The sequence below is a fragment of the Corynebacterium timonense genome (genome assembly GCF_900105305.1).
GTDB classification, from domain to species: Bacteria; Actinomycetota; Actinomycetes; order Mycobacteriales; family Mycobacteriaceae; genus Corynebacterium; species Corynebacterium timonense.
Window position 1 is genome coordinate 2,568,544 of record NZ_LT629765.1, and the last position, 15,781, is coordinate 2,584,324.

Genomic DNA, 15,781 nt, shown 5'->3' on the forward strand with positions numbered 1-15,781 from the left:
AGAACTTAGGACAGTGACTATCACACAGACGAACGCGCTTTCGCCGCACTTGAAGGAACTCGAAGACGAGTCCATCCACATCCTGCGCGAGGTGGCCGGGCAGTTTGACAAGATCGGGCTGCTGTTTTCCGGCGGCAAAGACTCGTGCGTGGTGCTGGAGCTGGCGCGGCGCGCCTTCTTCCCGGCCGCCATGCCGCTCGAGCTCCTCCACGTGGACACCGGGCACAACTTCCCGGAGGTGATCGAGTTCCGCGACCGCGTGGTCGAGGAGTACGGCGTGCGCCTGCGCGTCGCCAAGGTCCAGGATTGGATCGACCGCGGCGACCTGGTGGAGCGCCCCGACGGCACCCGCAACCCGCTGCAGACCGTGCCGCTGGTGGACACCATCGCCGAGGTCGGCTACGACGCCGTGCTCGGCGGCGCCCGCCGCGACGAGGAGCGGGCCCGCGCGAAGGAGCGCGTCTTCTCGGTGCGCGACTCCTTCGGCGGCTGGGACCCGCGCCGCCAGCGCCCCGAGCTGTGGGACCTCTACAACGGCGAGAAGCTGCCCGGCGAGAACATCCGCGTCTTTCCCATCTCCAACTGGACGGAGGCCGACGTCTGGGAGTACATCGGCGCCCGCGCCATCACGCTGCCCGACATCTACTTCGCGCACGACCGCGAGGTGTTCAACCGCGACGGCATGTGGCTGACGGCGGGCGCGTGGGGAGGCCCGCGCGAGGACGAGACCCTCGAGGTGCGCCGCGTGCGCTACCGCACCGTGGGCGACATGTCCTGCACCGGCGCGGTCGACTCCGAGGCGACGACGATCGACGAGGTCCTCGCCGAGATCGCCAACTCCACCCTGACCGAGCGCGGCGCGACCCGCGCCGACGACCGGCTCAGCGAGTCTTCGATGGAGGACCGCAAGAAGGAGGGCTACTTCTGATGACCGTCTCCACTGTTTTGTCGCAGCGCCAGACCCTGCGCCTGTGCACCGCCGGCTCCGTCGACGACGGCAAGTCCACCTTCGTCGGCCGCCTGCTGCACGACACCAAGTCGGTCCTCGCCGACCAGCTCGCCAGCGTCGAACGCACCTCGGCCGACCGCGGCTTCGAGGGCCTCGACCTGAGCTTGCTTGTCGACGGCCTGCGCGCCGAGCGCGAACAAGGCATCACGATCGACGTCGCCTACCGCTACTTCGCCACCGACAAGCGCACCTTCATCCTCGCCGACACCCCGGGCCACGTGCAGTACACCCGCAACACGGTCACCGGCATGTCCACCTCCCAGGTCGTCGTGCTGCTTGTCGACGCCCGCCACGGCGTCGTCGAGCAAACCGTGCGCCACCTCAACGTCGCCGCCCTGCTCGGCGTGAAGACGGTCATCCTGGCCGTGAACAAGATCGACCTCGTCGACTACTCCCACGACGTCTTCGACACCATCCGCGCCGAGTTCGAGTCCAAAGCCGCCGAGCTGGGTATTTCCGACCCCCACGTGGTGCCCATCTCGGCGCTGCGCGGCGACAACGTCGCCGAGCGCTCCACGAACATGGACTGGTACGAGGGACCGACCGTGCTCGACCTTCTGGAGGAGATCCCCGTCCAGTCCGGCCGCGCCCTCGACCTCGACTTCCGTTTCCCGATCCAGTACGTGCTGCGCGAACACGCGAGCGACTACCGCGGCTACGCCGGGCGCGTCACCGCCGGCCGCGTCGCGGTGGGCGAGACCGTGAGCGCCTCCGGCCGCACCACGACGGTGACGCACATCGACACCGCCGACGGCACCCAGGACTCCGCGGTGGCGGGGGAGTCGGTGGCGCTGCGCCTCGCCGACGACATCGACCTCGCCCGCGGCGACCTCATCGCCGGCGGCGACACCCCCGAGACGGTGCGCGAGTTCGCGGCCACCGTCGTCGGCCTCACGGAGAAGAACATCGCGGCCGGCGCGACCGTCAAGCTGCGCTACGGCGCCGCCCTCGTGCGCGCCCGCGTGACCAGCATCGACCGCCTCGTGGACATCGATTCCCCCGCGGGGGACGTGGACAACCCGGAGGCTGTCGGCCTCAACGACATCGCCCACGTGACCATCCAGACCGCCCGGGACGTCCCCGCCGAGAACTACGCCGCGCGCGGCGCGGTGGGCAACTTCCTGCTCATCGACAACGCCTCCGGCGCCACCCTCGCCGCCGGCTTTGTGGGAACGCGCCTGCGGTAAGGACCACGCCATGGACGCGCTGATCACCCTTTCGCACGGCTCGCGGCACCCGCGGGCGAGTGCTGGCATCGACGAGCTCACCCGGGCCGCCGGGCGCGAGCTCGGCGTCACCGCCGTTGCCGCCCACCTTGAGTTCGACACCCCGGACCTCACCGGCGCGGCCCGCCAGCTCGCCGCCGCGGGCCACACCCGGGCCGTCGTCGTGCCGCTGCTGTTCACCCGCGCCTTCCACGCCACCGTCGACGTGCCCGCTGCACTCGACGCGGCGCGCGAGGCGAGCGGCGTCGAGCTCGTCGCCGCCGAGGGCCTGGGGCAGGGGGAAGACATCGCCGAGTTGCTCGCCGCCCGCGTCCGCCGCGACGCCCCGCACGCCTCTCGCATCGTGCTGTACCCGGTGGGGACGTCCAACGAGAAGGCCGCTCAGAAGACGGTGGCGCTCGGGGTGGGCGTCGAAAAGCAGGCTGGCACCCCCGTGACCACCGTCCCCGCGACTGGCTACGGCGAGCGCGTCGGCAGCTCCGGCGTGGCCGAGGTCGCCAGCGCTAGCGCCCACCTGCTGCCGCTCTTCGTCACCGAAGGGCTGCTGCTGGACCGGGTCTTCCGAATGTGGCCCGGCACCACCTCCGCACCGCTCGGCGCGGACCTTTCACCCATCGTCGCCGCCCGCTACCGCGCGGCGCATCCTTCCTCACACGCAAAGGTGTAAATCATGAACGGTTGGGTCACTCTCCTCCTCATCGCGCTGGCCGGCCTGGCGGGCCAGCTTGTCGACGGCGGGCTCGGCATGGGCTTCGGCGTCACCTCCACCACCTTCCTCGTCTTCCTCGCTGGCCTCGGCCCCGCCCAGGCCTCCGCCGTGGTGCACACCGCCGAGCTGGGCACCACGTTCGTCTCCGGACTGAGCCACTGGCGCTTCGGCAACGTGAATTGGAAGCTCGTCGCACCCCTCGCCATCCCCGGCGCCATCGGCGCCTTCGCGGGCGCGACCGTGCTGTCCAACCTGTCCACCGAGGCCGCGCAGCCGATCATGTCCGCCATCCTCGCCGTACTCGGTGGTGTGCTGATCTGGCGCTTCTCCATCCGCCTCAACCAGCGCCGCCGTCCTGAGTACAAGCAGCACTCGAAGCCCTTCCTCGGCGGGCTTGGGCTCTTCGGCGGCTTCATCGACGCCACCGGTGGCGGCGGGTGGGGCCCGGTGACCACCACCACTCTTCTCACCGCGGGCCGCAACGAGCCGCGCCGCGTGGTGGGCACCGTCAACACCGCCGAGTTCTTTGTTACCGCGGCGGCCACCGCCGGCTTCGTCCTCGGGATGTGGCAGGACCTGGTGGACAACCTCGCGGCCGTCGTCGCGCTGCTCGTCGGCGGCGTCGTCGCCGCCCCGCTGGCTGCGTGGCTGGTCACCCGACTCAACCCGGTCCTGCTCGGCGGCCTCGTGGGCACGCTCATCCTCACGCTCAACCTGCGCACCGTGCTCCGCTCGCTCGAGGTGGACGATACACTCCGCCTGATCGTGCAGGTTGTGGTGCTGGTCGGCGGCGTGGCCCTGGCCATCAACGCGTGGCTGAAGGTGCGGGAGAACTCGCGCGCGGCGGCCGAGAAGGAAGGTAACAGCAGCGGTAGCGGCAGCACGGCCCTCGACCTGTCCGAGAACGCCGACGCGCACCGCTAGCCTGGGGCGCATGAGCATTCTTATCGTCGCGGCCATGAACGAAGAGGCCGCTGTCATCGCCGCCCGCACCGACCACGAGGTGCTGGTCACCGGCATCGGCACGATCCCCGCCGCCGTCCGGCTGAGCCGGCGGCTCGCGGCGGGGCCCGCGCCGGAGCGCGTGGTCAACGTCGGCACCGCCGGCGCGCTTAGCGACGTCGCGGCCGGCGTGTACGAGATTTCAAGCGTGGTCAAGCACGACCACAAGGCGCTCGAGGTTCCGGGGCTGACCGACTTTGTCTACCCGCGCCGGATTGCGCTCGAGCCCGTGAGCGACCTGCCGCAGGCGCGGTTGGCAACGGGCGATACTTTCGTCAACGACTCCGCCCTGCGCGCGGAGCTGGCGCGCGAGAGCGACCTCGTGGACATGGAAGGGTACGCGCTCGCCGCGGTGTGCGGCGAGTTCGGGGTGCCGCTGACCATGCTCAAGCAGGTCTCCGACAACGCGGACGAGTCCTCGGACGTCTCGTGGCCCGAGGCGCTCGCCGCGGCCGCGGAGGACCTGCACGGCGCGCTCGCGCGGCTGTAGCCCGCCCTACTTGGCGAACTCCTCCACGAACGCCTTGTTAAACGCCGGGAGGTCGTCCGGCGTGCGGGAAGAGATGAAGCCCTGGTCGACCACGACCTCCTCGTCCACCCACGTGGCGCCCGCGTTGCTCAGGTCCGTCTTCAGGGAGGGGAAGGACGTGAGCGTGACGCCCTGAATCACGTCGGCGTCGGCGAGAATCCAGCCGCCGTGGCAGATGACGGCCACGGGGCGGTGGGCCTCGCGCAGCGCCTTCACCAGAGCGACCGCGTCGGAGTCAAGGCGGATCGCGTCGGCGTTGCCCGTGCCGCCGGGAAGGATGAGCCCGGCGTAGTCGTCGGCCTTGGCGTCGGCCGTGGTGACGTCGACACGCACGGCCGTGCCGTTCTTTCCTGTAATCTCCCCGGTCTCGGTGGAGATGACCTCGGTGGTTGCCCCCGCGGCCTCCGCTGCCTCCTTCGGGGAGGTCAGCTCGGAGTCTTCGAAGCCGTTGGTGGCGATGATGGCAATCTTCGTGCCGTTCAAGTCAGACATGTGTGTACCTTTCTGTCGTTGCGATCAGTTCCGGTACCCACGTTAGGCAAAAGATTAGTCGCCACGCATCCTTTCGTCGTCCTTCTCGGCCTCCGGGCGCTCCTCGACGGCCTGGTGGTTGCCAGGAATCTCCCTGTCGTACTGCTTCGACGGGTTCTCCTTCGAGTCGGGAACACGTGTCGATCCCACCCCGTCCGAGTTCGCGGAACTGGGGGCCAGGCCGCGGCTGCGGCCGATGGACCGCATGCGCTTGCGGATGGCCAGGAAGGCTTCCTTCGAGTCCATCGTCTGGCTTTGCTGGGTGACTATCTTGATGTCGTCCGGGGTGATATGGCCCGCGCGGAGCGAGACCATCTCGGACCAGTAGCCGAGGAAAACGGCGGCGACGGCGGCGACCGGGACGGCGAGGAAGGCGCCGACGATGCCGAAGAGCGTGCCGCCCAGAGCCACGGCGAGCAGCACCACCGCAGCGTGCAGGCCCATGGCGCGGGACTGCAGAACCGGCTGCAGCACGTTGCCCTCGATCTGTTGGACGGCGACGACGAGGATGAGCACCAGGATCGCGTTGGTAAAGCCGTTGGAGACGAGGGCGACGATCACGGACAGGGCGCCCGCGGTGAAGGCACCGATGATGGGGATGAAGCCGGCGAAGAAGGTGAGCACGGCGAGCACCGGCCACAGGGGCACGCCGAGGAAGATAAGCCCGACGCCGATGAAGAAGGCGTCGACCGCCGAGACGATCGCCTGGGTGCGGATGAAGCCCGACAGGGTGTTCCACGAGCGCATGAGTACCTCAGTGAGGTGCCAGCCGGTGCGCACGCCCGCGTACTTGCGCAGGAAGGGCAGGAAGCGGTCGCCGTCTTTGAGGAAGAAGAAGGTGAGGATCAGCGTGAGCACGAGGGTGGTGCCGATGCTGGCCACCGCGCCGAGGCCACTAAAGACGCCGGAGGCGATCGTCGAGGCCTGGTTGCTGATGAAACTCCTGAGTTGATTCAAGCCCTCCTGGATCTGGCCGCCCTCGACGAAGTCCACGTTCTTTTCGACGAAGCGGGCGATTTGGTTAATGCCCTGCTGGGCTTGAGCCACGAGCTCGCCGCCCTGGCGTTGCACGATCGGGGCCATGGCCGCGATGACGGCGGCGAGGATGCCGAAGGCCGCGAGGATGACGATGATCACGGCCAGAGCGGCGGGCAGCCCAACCTTGCGCAGCGCGCGGACTGGCGGCCACAGCACGGTGCACACGATGAGGCCGAGCAGCACCGGCAGCAGGCCGAACCACACGTAGCGCAGCAGGTAGAACAGCAGCGCGAGCGCGGCGATGATGACGATGAAGCGCAGCGCCCACGCGGCGGCGTTCCGCCCGTCGGCGGCGATGACGTCGCCGCGGTCGATCTCCTGGCCGGACAGGCGCATCGCCGCGTCCGCCGGGGTGGGGAACATCTCCGTCTCTTCGACCTGCGTGTCGAGGGCGCCGACGAAGTCGTTAACGTCCTTCGGCTGGCTCTTTGCGTGCTGGTTCTTGGTTTTTGAGCCGTCACGCTCCTGTGGGGAGGGGGTGGCCTTCTCATCCTTCGTATTCACGGTGCCTTATCTTGCCAGAACCTGGAGGGCTGGGCACAGGGCGGGGCTCTGAGTGGTAGCGCCCGGCTGCATCCTAATGTAACTTAGATCACTGTCATAGGTTTTGGTGAGGAAAGGAGAATTCCCATGACTGTGTACGCTGCGCCCGGAACCGAGGGCTCGAAAGCGAACTTCAAGAAGCGCTACGACAACTTCATCGGCGGCGAGTGGGTCGCGCCGGTCGGAGGCGAGTACTTCGACAACGTCACTCCGGTCACGGGAGAGGTCTACTGCCAGGTCGCTCGCGGCACGGCGGAGGACATCGAGAAGGCTCTCGACGCCGCCCACGCGGCCGCCCCCGCCTTCGGGGCGACTCCGCCCGCGGAACGCGCGCTCATGCTCCTGCGCATCGCCGACCGCATCGAGGAGCACCTCGAAGAGCTCGCCGTCGTCGAGACCTGGGAGAACGGCAAGCCCGTCCGGGAAACCCTCGCCGCGGACATCCCGCTGGCCGCCGACCACTTCCGCTACTTCGCCGGGGCGATCCGCGCGCAGGAGGGCCGCCTCTCGCAGATCGACGAGGATACGGTCGCCTACCACTTCAACGAGCCGCTTGGCGTCGTCGGCCAGATCATCCCCTGGAACTTCCCCATCCTCATGGCCGCCTGGAAGCTCGCCCCCGCGCTCGCGGCGGGCAACGCCATCGTGCTCAAGCCGGCGGAGCAGACCCCCGCCTCCATCCTCTACCTCGTCGAGCTCATCGCCGATCTCATCCCGCCGGGGGTGCTCAACATCGTCAACGGCTACGGCGACGAGGCCGGCGCCGCGCTCTCCGGTTCCGACCGAGTGGCCAAGGTGGCCTTCACGGGTTCGACCGAGGTGGGCAAGATCATCAACAAGGCCACCGCCGACAAGATCATCCCCGTCACCCTCGAGCTGGGCGGCAAGTCCCCCTCGATCTTCTTCGAGGACATCCTAGACAAGGACGACGACTTCCGCGCCAAGGCGATCGAGGGCTTCGCCATGTTCGCCCTCAACCAGGGCGAGGTGTGCACCTGCCCCTCGCGCGCGCTGGTCCACGAGTCCATCGCGGACGAGTTCCTCGCCCTCGGCGTCGAGCGTGTGAAGAAGATCAAGGTGGGCAACCCCCTCGACACCGAGGTCATGATGGGCGCCCAAGCCTCCCAGGAGCAGATGGACAAGATCACCAGCTACCTCGAGCTCGGCCCGCAGGAGGGCGCGCAGACCCTGACCGGAGGCGGCGTGAACACCATCGAAGGCCTCGACGGCGGCTACTTCATCGAGCCGACCGTGTTCAAGGGCACCAACGACATGCGCATCTTCCAGGAGGAGATCTTCGGCCCCGTGCTCTCCGTGGCCACCTTCACGGACTTCGACGAGGCCATCCGCATCGCCAACGACACCATCTACGGCCTCGGCGCGGGCGTGTGGTCGCGCAACGGCACCACCGCCTACCGCGCCGGGCGCGCCATCAAGGCCGGGCGCGTGTGGGTGAACCAGTACCACAGCTACCCCGCGCACGCCGCCTTCGGCGGGTACAAGCAGTCCGGCCTGGGCCGCGAGAACCACCTCATGATGCTCAGCCACTACCAGGAGACGAAGAACCTGCTCGTCTCCTACGCGGAGAAAGAGACGGGACTTTTCTAAAAACGGGGACGAAGGCCTCGGCGGCGGGTTACAGTTCAGTCACATGTTTCTGCTAGGAAAGGACATAGCGTGACGCTGACCCGCCTCGCCGCACCCGTTGTCGCGGCTTCCCTCGTTTTCTCCGGTCTCGCGGCGCCCCAGGCGCAGGCGCACGAGACGGTGTACAACAAAGACACGGATACCTGCACCATCACCTTCACCGACAAGGACCAGGAGCGCGTCAACGGCGCGTACAAGGCGTTGTTTGTGCGCCTCGCGGAGCAGACCCGCGACAGCTTCACCGGGACGTACGCCGGCCAGGAGGCCAAGGGCGACGCCCAGATCGTGTGGGAGTACGGCACACGCGACGACGTGAAGAGCGCCGCCGACCTCCCGATCCCGGCCGACCTGCGCATCTCCAACGCGCAAACCAGGCTCGCCCTCGGCGACGAGAAGGACAAGTACTGGCAGATGGTCGGCTTCCTCAACGCCTCGAAGAAGCCTGTGGTGACCGAGCGGACCATCACGATGACGCCCGAGGTCGCGGCCGAGAAGGGCGGCGTGACGTACGGCGTGGACCTCGGCAGCGCCATCGGCGGCGTGGCCGGCGGCCTCCTGCTCGGCGGCGACACCCGCGAGCTGCGCGACCGCATCCTGGCCGCGGCGACAGCCCACGCGCCCGAGTTCGGCGCCCCGATCCTGAGCTACGGCAAGCTTTTCGAGGCCTGCGCGAACCGCCAGAACTCCTCCGGCACCATCCTGCCGGGCAGCGCGCTGACCTCGAGCCAGGCGGCGGGCATCGGTATCGCCGGATTGGTGGCGGGGTTGCTCGCGCTCGTGGGCATCGGCTTCGCGCTGCGGCCCTTGGTTGATCAGCTCTCGGCGCAGCCGCCGATCAGGCTCTCGAGTTAGTGCGAGCCGTGGCCGCCTTCACCCCGTTGTGGGGTGGGGCGGTTTTTTGCGCGTAAGGGCAGGTCAGGGCGTTTCGCGGAAAAAAGTTGAGCCGGGTGGGAACAACTTTTGTCGGCGTGCCGTTGTAGGCATTGAGTGCGACGGACTCAAGGTCTTCGGCACCGGGTGTACACTGGTCGCCGGAAGTTGAGCCACGGGCAATCAACGTCAATAAAGAAGGGCGGCCGGCAGGCCGTCGACAAACCGTCAACAGGAGGAATCACACATGGCACGTGCAGTAGGTATTGACCTGGGTACGACGAACTCCGTCGTCTCCGTCCTCGAGGGCGGCGACCCCGTGGTCATCGCGAACGCGGAGGGCTCCCGCACGACCCCGTCCGTCGTCGCGTTTGCCAAGAACGGCGAGGTGCTCGTCGGCCAGTCGGCGAAGAACCAGGCCGTCACCAACGTCGACCGCACCATCCGCTCCGTCAAGCGCCACATGGGCGAGGACTGGACCGTGGACATCGACGGCAAGAAGTACACCCCGCAGGAGATCTCGGCGCGCACGTTGATGAAGCTCAAGCGCGACGCGGAGGCTTACCTCGGCGACGAAGTCACCGACGCCGTCATTACCGTCCCCGCCTACTTCGAGGACGCGCAGCGCCAGGCCACCAAGGAGGCCGGCCAGATCGCGGGCCTGAACGTCCTGCGCATCGTCAACGAGCCGACAGCCGCAGCGCTCGCCTACGGCCTGGAGAAGGCCGACACGGAGCAGACCATCCTCGTCTTCGACCTCGGCGGCGGCACCTTCGACGTGTCCCTGCTGGAGATCGGCGACGGCGTCGTCGAGGTGCTCGCCACCGCTGGCGACAACGAGCTCGGCGGCGACGACTGGGACCAGCGCATCGTCGACTGGCTGGCGGATAAGTTCAAGGCGCAGAACGGCATCGACCTGACCAAGGACAAGATGGCCCTGCAGCGCCTGCGCGAGGCGGCAGAGAAAGCGAAGATCGAGCTCTCCTCCGCGCAGCAGGCCTCCATCAACCTGCCGTACATCACGGTCGACGCTGAGAAGAACCCGCTCTTCCTCGACGAGACCCTGACGCGCACCGAGTTCCAGAAGATCACCTCGGACCTGCTCGACCGCACGAAGGCGCCGTTCCACCAGGTGATCAAGGACGCCGGCCTCTCCGTCAGCGACATCAACCAGGTCGTCCTCGTCGGCGGCTCCACCCGTATGCCCGCCGTGAGCGACCTTGTCAAGGAGCTCACCGGCAAGGAGCCGAACAAGGGCGTCAACCCGGACGAGGTGGTCGCCCTCGGCGCCGCCCTCCAGGCCGGCGTGCTGCGCGGCGACGTCAAGGACGTGCTGCTTCTCGACGTCACCCCGCTCTCCCTCGGCATCGAAACCAAGGGCGGAGTGATGACGAAGCTCATCGAGCGCAACACGACCATCCCGACGAAGCGCTCCGAGACCTTCACCACCGCCGAGGACAACCAGCCCTCCGTGCAGATCCAGGTGTTCCAGGGCGAGCGCGAGATGGCGTCCGCCAACAAGCTGCTCGGCTCCTTCGAGCTGGCGGGCATCGCCCCCGCGCCGCGCGGCGTGCCGCAGATCGAGGTCACCTTCGACATCGACGCCAACGGCATCGTCTCCGTCTCCGCGAAGGACAAGGCCACCGGCAAGGAGAACACGATCAAGATCCAGGAGGGCTCCGGCCTGTCCCAGGAGGAGATCGACCGCATGATCAAGGACGCGGAGCAGCACGCCGACGAGGACCGCAAGCGCCGCGAGGAGCAGGAGACCCGCAACAACGCGGAGTCGATGGCCTACCAGACGCGCAAGTTCATGGACGAGAACTCCGACAAGCTGCCGGAGGACCTGAAGACCCGCGTGGGCGAAGCGGCCGACGCGGTGGACGAGGCGCTCAAGGGTGAAGACCTGGACGCGATCAAGTCTGCCGTCGAGAAGCTGACCACCGAGTCCCAGGAGCTGGGCAAGGCCCTCTACGAGGCCGAGGCCAACTCCGGCGCCACCCAGGCTGACGCCCCGTCCGGGGACGACAACGTGGTCGACGCCGAGGTCGTCGAGGACGACGACACCACCGACTCCGACAACAAGTAAGGAGGCCCGCCGATGTCGAACCCGAACCCGCAGATGCCCACCGATCCGGGGGCGCCGGAGAACAACGACGAGCAGTACGTCTCGCCCGACCAGGCGGAATCCCTGGCGGACGAGGCCGCCGAGACCGAAGCCCTCGAGGCCGACGAGGATCCCCTCTCGGTCGCGGCTGAGGAGGACCTCGGCGACGTGGTCTCCGAGGAGACTGACGCCGACGCCGACGGCGACGGCATGGTCAGCGACGCCGAGATGCAGCTCGCCGAGCGCACTGAGGACCTGCAGCGCCTGAGCGCCGAGTACACCAACTACCGGCGCCGCACCGAGCGCGAACGCGCCCAGGTGGCCGACCAGGCGAAGGCCTCCGTGCTCACGCAGCTGCTCCCGCTTCTCGACGACCTCGAGCTCGCCGAGCAGCACGGCGACCTCGCCGAGGGGCCGCTCAAGGCGTTCGCGGACAAGTTCCGCGCCCTCGTTGAGGGCCAAAGCCTGACCGCCTTCGGCGCGGAGGGCGACCCCTTCGACCCCGAAGTGCACGAGGCCGTGCAGGACCTGTCCACAGGCGACACCAAGGTGGTGGGCACCGTCCTGCGCAAGGGCTACCGGGTGGGCGATCGCCTGGTGCGCAACGCGATGGTGATCATCGCCGACCCTGACACCGACAGCTAGCCCGCGCTCCGCGAGGCTGCTGCGCCGGGGAGAGACCGCGCCACGTCCCACCGCCGGGGCCGGTCTTTCCCCGGCGCTTTTTAGTGATACGACCAGCGAACGGAAATTAGGATGCAGATAACAACACGCCCGACGCGGAAGGAGGGGTGAAGCAGATGGCCATGCAGCAGGAATGGGCAAACAAGGACTATTACGGCGACCTTGGTGTCTCCTCCACGGCGAGCGCCGCGGACATCAAGAAGGCCTACCGCAAGCTCGCGCGCGAAAACCATCCGGACTCCAACCCCGGCAATAAAGCTGCCGAGGAAAAGTTCAAGCGCGTTGCCGAGGCCTACGACGTGCTCGGCGACGAGAGCAAGCGCAAGGAGTACGACGAGCTCAAATCCATGATGAACTCCGGGGGCTTCGGCCGCTTCGGAGGGGGAGGGGGCCCGGGCTTTACCGGCGGGTTTCGCTCGCCGCAGAGCGACTTCGACTTCTCCGACATCTTCGGGGGCGCCTCTGGCGGACAAAATTCAGACGGCGGCTTTGGTGATTTCCTCGGTGGCTTCTTTAACCGCGGCGGCGGTTCTGGCCGGAACGCTCGGCCGTCGCGGGGGGCGGACGTCGAAACGGACATAACCCTCGACTTCCGCGAGGCCGCGAAGGGCACGACGATCCCGCTCGAACTCACCGGCGACGCGCCCTGCACCGTGTGCCACGGCTCGGGCTCGAAGTCGGGCCGCACCACCACGTGCGACCTGTGCAACGGCTCCGGATTCATCCGCGAGAACAACGGCACCTTCGGTATGGCGCGCCCCTGCTCGCAGTGCGACGGGACGGGCACCTTCGTGGAGGACCCCTGCGCCACCTGCGGCGGCACCGGAACGGTGCGGCGCACCCGCTCGATCACGGTGCGCATCCCGGCGGGGGTCGTCGACGGCCAGAAGGTCCGCCTCGCGGGCCAGGGCGAGGCGGGCCCGAACGGGACGCCGGCCGGCGACCTCTTCGTCAGCGTCCACGTGCGCCCCGACCCGGTGTTCACCCGCTCGGGCGACGACCTCGAAGTCACCGTCCCCGTCAGCTTCGGCGAGCTCGCGCTCGGCGGCACGGTGACGGTGCCCACCCTGGACAGCAAGGTGCGGGTGAAAGTGCCCGCGGGCACCCCGAACGGGCGGACGCTGCGGGTCAAGGGCCGCGGCGTGCCCACGCGCTCCGGCGCCGCGGGCGACCTGCTGGTCACCGTCGAGGTGGCGGTGCCCACGACCCTAGACGCGTCCGCGACGAGCGCGTTGCGCGCCTACGCCCAGGCCGAGAAGGACTCCGGCTTCGACCCGCGCGCCGGGTGGGCCGGAGCACAGTAGGTGGTGAGCGATGGCTGAGGAGTACTACGTCATCTCCGTCGCCGCCGAGCTGACGGGCATGCACGCTCAGACGCTGCGCACCTACGATCGGCTGGGCTTGGTCACCCCGGCCCGCACCTCCGGTGGCGGCAGGCGCTATTCGCGGCGCGACATCACGATGCTGCGCCGCATCCAGCACCTGTCCCAGGAGGAGGGGGTCAACCTCGCCGGGATCAAGACGATCATCGAGCTGAGCACCCAGATTGAGCAGCTGCAGACCGAACTGGACGAGCAGCGGGCCCAAAACGACGAGCTGCGCGACCGCCTCAGCGCCGGGGCGCGCCGGGGCGGGGAGCTCGTCCACGTCCCGCGCTCGACCGCGCTTGTCGCGTGGGAGCCGGCGTACCAGAGGCGTCGCAAAGCCCGCTAGGCGGGCAGCGTTGCGACGGTCCGCCCGGGCAGGATCCAGCCCGGAAGGAGCAGGCGCAGCGGCTCCTCCGGCTCGCCCTCGCGGATGAAGCGCATCATCGCGTTGACGGTGAGCTCCGAGACCTTCTCCACGGGCTGGCGCAGAGTGGACAGGCCGATGAAGCTCAGCCCGTCCATCACCCCGTCCGAGCCAATGAGGGAGATGTCCTCCGGGATGCGCAGGCCGTTCGCCTCGAACTGCGCCCAGAGCTTCAGCGCGAGCCGGTCGTAGAGGCAGCACACGGCTGTGGCGTTACCGGCACGGATGACGCGGTTGATGAGGTCGTCGTAATCCACCCCGCCCGTGACGTCGACCTCGGTGACGTTCATGCCCAGCTCGCGGGCGCGCTCGACGGCCGCCGTTGCGCGGACCGCGCTGCCGAGAGAGGCCTCCGCCGACACTGTCTGGACGATGATCGAGCGGTGGCCGCGCTCATACAGGTGGTCAATGCTCAGTCGACCATTCGTGTGCTGGTCGTAGGCGATGTTGTGCAGGCTCGGGTCCGTCTCGGGGCGCCCGACCACGATGAGAGGGACCTGCGAAGCGTGCGACACCAGCGCCTCCGAAGGGATGGTGCCAGAGGCCACGACAATCCCGCTGACGCGCAGCCCGCGGATATGGGCGAGCTGGTCGGCTTCGTCGCTGACGGGATGCTTTCCGACGGTCGTCTCCTGCACCACGGCATAGCCATGGGACCGGAAGTATTTGTGCAGGTGGTAGTTCAGCCGCGAATAAATCGGAGTATCAATGTTGCGCAGTAACAGGCCGATGCTCTTCGTATCGGTCATGCGGAGATCTTGGGCCGCGGCTACGGGGACGTAGTTGAGCTCGCGCATCGCCGCCCGTACGGCGTTCTGCGCGTGGTCCGAGACCCGCGGGTCCTTCTGAATGACCCGCGAGACCGTGGACTTGGAAACGCCGGCGGCGCGGGCGACGTCAAGAATGGTGGGGCGTTTATGGGTCATGAATAGTTCCTTGAACGGAAGGGGTCCACGAAGAGAGTATATGTGTGGAAAGCTCAGTTTTGGCCCAGGCTGGATCTGGGAACGATACCGGCAGCGAAGGGGAAGCGTGAGGAAAACGATGGGTAAGGCATGGGTAGTTGCCGGGGTCGCAGCAGCAGTGGTCGTGCACAGGATCGAGCAGTACAGGGCGGTAGACGCGGACGCGCGGTCGGCCGGTCTGCTGGTTCCCCGGGTGCGGAGGAACGCGCAGGTTCTCACCGAGGCGCTTCGCCCAACGCCCACGGGGCCGAGGCCAGGCTGGGCGGGCGACGGTGTGCGCACGGAGAACATCGAGCAGCACACACAGGCGCGCTACCACACCCCCGAGCGCGAGCCTGGGGACACCGCGGTGTTGTGGTTCCACGGCGGCGGGCTCGTGATGGGCACGCCCGACTCGAACGACAACGTCTGCCGCCAGCTCGCCCGCGACCTGGGGGTGCCGGTGCTCGCCGCGGGCTACCGACTCGCAGGCCAGGCCCCGTTTCCGGCGGCGCTCGACGACGCCGTGGGCTGGCACGACTATCTGGTTACTCAAGGGTTTCGCCGCATCATTGTCGGGGGCACCAGCGCGGGCGGCGGCATTGCTGCGGCCCTCGCGCAACTCCTCGTCGACGCGGGACGCCCGCCCGCCTTTCAGATCCTCATTCACCCCATGCTCGACGACCGCACCCAGCTGCGCCCGACGCCGGGCCGCGGAGTGTTTGCGTGGAACAAGCTGAATAACCACGTGGGATGGTCCGCGTACCTCCGGTCGCGGCCAGGGCGCGGCGCGAAGCCGCGCTACGCGGTGCCCGCCCGCCGCGACAACTACGAGGGGCTACCGCCGGCGTTCATCTCCGTCGGCTCGCAGGATCTCTTCTTCGACGAGGACGTGCGCTACGCCAACTCGCTGATCGACGCCGGAGTGTGGGCGCGTCTGCACGTCGTCGTCGGCGGCATCCATGGCGACATCATGGAGCACTGGGCGTCTGCGCCCTACCAGCAGCTGTGGCGCTCGCTGTTGGGGGCGCTGGCAGAGCACGGCGTGGTTCAGGAAAAGTTGCGCTGATTTTCTCTGTCTATTAGCCCAAAGGTAACCCCGCCAACTTAGCGTTGGGACCGGTCCCAAACGGGCGGCTCAAAGCGTTGTC

General features: G+C 68.1%; 15 protein-coding genes. 12 read left to right on the forward strand and 3 right to left on the reverse strand.

The genetic code is table 11. The annotated features are described in order from the left end of the window. Nucleotides 1–19: 19 nt before the first annotated feature. Genes cysD through BLT81_RS12175 form a run of 5 tightly spaced genes read left to right on the forward strand, consistent with a single transcriptional unit; the run spans nucleotide 20 to nucleotide 4,436 of the window. Nucleotides 20–928: a sulfate adenylyltransferase subunit CysD gene (gene cysD / locus BLT81_RS12155; RefSeq protein ID WP_172812427.1), complete on the forward strand. Its 909-nt coding sequence runs from the start codon at nucleotides 20–22 to the stop codon at nucleotides 926–928. Further along, on the forward strand, nucleotides 928–2,196 hold the full coding sequence (locus BLT81_RS12160; protein WP_019194750.1) for a sulfate adenylyltransferase subunit 1: 1,269 nt from the start codon (nucleotides 928–930) through the stop codon (nucleotides 2,194–2,196). Before cysD ends, BLT81_RS12160 begins: the two co-directional genes overlap by 1 nt. 10 nt (nucleotides 2,197–2,206) lie before the next feature. After that, entirely contained in the window at nucleotides 2,207–2,902 is a 696-nt protein-coding gene (locus BLT81_RS12165) for a sirohydrochlorin chelatase (RefSeq protein WP_019194749.1), read from the forward strand. Nucleotides 2,903–2,905: 3 nt separating this feature from the next. After that, nucleotides 2,906–3,868: a sulfite exporter TauE/SafE family protein gene (locus BLT81_RS12170; RefSeq protein WP_019194748.1), complete on the forward strand. Its 963-nt coding sequence runs from the start codon at nucleotides 2,906–2,908 to the stop codon at nucleotides 3,866–3,868. A gap of 10 nt (nucleotides 3,869–3,878) precedes the next feature. After that, complete coding sequence (locus tag BLT81_RS12175; protein WP_019194747.1) at nucleotides 3,879–4,436, forward strand: nucleosidase; 558 nt, start codon at nucleotides 3,879–3,881, stop codon at nucleotides 4,434–4,436. A 6-nt stretch (nucleotides 4,437–4,442) separates the two neighbouring features. On the opposite strand, the gene BLT81_RS12180 is transcribed toward BLT81_RS12175, so the two are convergent. Continuing rightward, complete coding sequence (locus BLT81_RS12180) at nucleotides 4,443–4,967, reverse strand: type 1 glutamine amidotransferase domain-containing protein (protein ID WP_019194746.1); 525 nt, start codon at nucleotides 4,965–4,967, stop codon at nucleotides 4,443–4,445. A gap of 54 nt (nucleotides 4,968–5,021) precedes the next feature. Beyond that, nucleotides 5,022–6,407, reverse strand: coding sequence for an AI-2E family transporter (locus tag BLT81_RS12185; protein ID WP_155860875.1), 1,386 nt, complete (start codon nucleotides 6,405–6,407; stop codon nucleotides 5,022–5,024). A gap of 267 nt (nucleotides 6,408–6,674) precedes the next feature. Here BLT81_RS12185 and exaC point away from each other — a divergent pair, with 267 nt between their 5' ends. The 6 genes from exaC to BLT81_RS12215 all read left to right on the forward strand — a co-directional run bounded on the left by exaC (nucleotide 6,675) and on the right by BLT81_RS12215 (nucleotide 13,608). Continuing rightward, nucleotides 6,675–8,195 carry an acetaldehyde dehydrogenase ExaC gene (gene exaC / locus BLT81_RS12190; protein ID WP_019194744.1) on the forward strand — a complete coding sequence of 507 codons (1,521 nt, stop codon included), beginning with the start codon at nucleotides 6,675–6,677 and terminating at the stop codon, nucleotides 8,193–8,195. A gap of 69 nt (nucleotides 8,196–8,264) precedes the next feature. Continuing rightward, a complete protein-coding gene (locus BLT81_RS12195; RefSeq protein ID WP_019194743.1) occupies nucleotides 8,265–9,086 on the forward strand; it encodes a hypothetical protein in 822 nt (273 codons plus the stop codon). Between the two features lie 265 nt (nucleotides 9,087–9,351). After that, nucleotides 9,352–11,193 carry a molecular chaperone DnaK gene (dnaK, locus tag BLT81_RS12200; protein WP_019194742.1) on the forward strand — a complete coding sequence of 614 codons (1,842 nt, stop codon included), beginning with the start codon at nucleotides 9,352–9,354 and terminating at the stop codon, nucleotides 11,191–11,193. A 12-nt stretch (nucleotides 11,194–11,205) separates the two neighbouring features. Continuing rightward, nucleotides 11,206–11,856 (forward strand): nucleotide exchange factor GrpE, encoded by a 651-nt coding sequence (gene grpE / locus BLT81_RS12205; protein ID WP_019194741.1) that lies wholly within the window; start codon nucleotides 11,206–11,208, stop codon nucleotides 11,854–11,856. A gap of 155 nt (nucleotides 11,857–12,011) precedes the next feature. Then, the gene (gene dnaJ, locus BLT81_RS12210; RefSeq protein WP_019194740.1) at nucleotides 12,012–13,199 is read left to right on the forward strand and encodes a molecular chaperone DnaJ; all 1,188 of its coding nucleotides are present in this window, start codon (nucleotides 12,012–12,014) and stop codon (nucleotides 13,197–13,199) included. A 10-nt stretch (nucleotides 13,200–13,209) separates the two neighbouring features. Next, complete coding sequence (locus tag BLT81_RS12215) at nucleotides 13,210–13,608, forward strand: heat shock protein transcriptional repressor HspR (protein ID WP_019194739.1); 399 nt, start codon at nucleotides 13,210–13,212, stop codon at nucleotides 13,606–13,608. Here BLT81_RS12215 and BLT81_RS12220 read toward each other — a convergent pair. Next, nucleotides 13,605–14,612: a LacI family DNA-binding transcriptional regulator gene (locus tag BLT81_RS12220; RefSeq protein ID WP_019194738.1), complete on the reverse strand. Its 1,008-nt coding sequence runs from the start codon at nucleotides 14,610–14,612 to the stop codon at nucleotides 13,605–13,607. The genes BLT81_RS12215 and BLT81_RS12220 overlap by 4 nt on opposite strands. A gap of 106 nt (nucleotides 14,613–14,718) precedes the next feature. On the opposite strand from BLT81_RS12220, the gene BLT81_RS12225 reads away from it, so the two are divergent. After that, complete coding sequence (locus BLT81_RS12225) at nucleotides 14,719–15,699, forward strand: alpha/beta hydrolase fold domain-containing protein (RefSeq protein WP_172812412.1); 981 nt, start codon at nucleotides 14,719–14,721, stop codon at nucleotides 15,697–15,699. Nucleotides 15,700–15,781 lie beyond the last annotated feature (82 nt).

Excerpts from the sequence above, each read along its gene's own strand:
- dnaK (WP_019194742.1), top strand. The coding sequence starts at position 9,352 with ATGGCACGTGCAGTAGGTATTGACCTGGGTACGACGAACTCCGTCGTC.
- BLT81_RS12170 (WP_019194748.1), top strand. The coding sequence starts at position 2,906 with ATGAACGGTTGGGTCACTCTCCTCCTCATCGCGCTGGCCGGCCTGGCG.
- BLT81_RS12215 (WP_019194739.1), top strand. The coding sequence starts at position 13,210 with ATGGCTGAGGAGTACTACGTCATCTCCGTCGCCGCCGAGCTGACGGGC.
- BLT81_RS12185 (WP_155860875.1), bottom strand. The coding sequence starts at position 6,407 with ATGTTCCCCACCCCGGCGGACGCGGCGATGCGCCTGTCCGGCCAGGAG.
- BLT81_RS12160 (WP_019194750.1), top strand. The coding sequence starts at position 928 with ATGACCGTCTCCACTGTTTTGTCGCAGCGCCAGACCCTGCGCCTGTGC.
- exaC (WP_019194744.1), top strand. The coding sequence starts at position 6,675 with ATGACTGTGTACGCTGCGCCCGGAACCGAGGGCTCGAAAGCGAACTTC.
- dnaJ (WP_019194740.1), top strand. The coding sequence starts at position 12,012 with ATGGCCATGCAGCAGGAATGGGCAAACAAGGACTATTACGGCGACCTT.
- BLT81_RS12220 (WP_019194738.1), bottom strand. The coding sequence starts at position 14,612 with ATGACCCATAAACGCCCCACCATTCTTGACGTCGCCCGCGCCGCCGGC.
- grpE (WP_019194741.1), top strand. The coding sequence starts at position 11,206 with ATGTCGAACCCGAACCCGCAGATGCCCACCGATCCGGGGGCGCCGGAG.
- BLT81_RS12180 (WP_019194746.1), bottom strand. The coding sequence starts at position 4,967 with ATGTCTGACTTGAACGGCACGAAGATTGCCATCATCGCCACCAACGGC.
- BLT81_RS12175 (WP_019194747.1), top strand. The coding sequence starts at position 3,879 with ATGAGCATTCTTATCGTCGCGGCCATGAACGAAGAGGCCGCTGTCATC.
- BLT81_RS12165 (WP_019194749.1), top strand. The coding sequence starts at position 2,207 with ATGGACGCGCTGATCACCCTTTCGCACGGCTCGCGGCACCCGCGGGCG.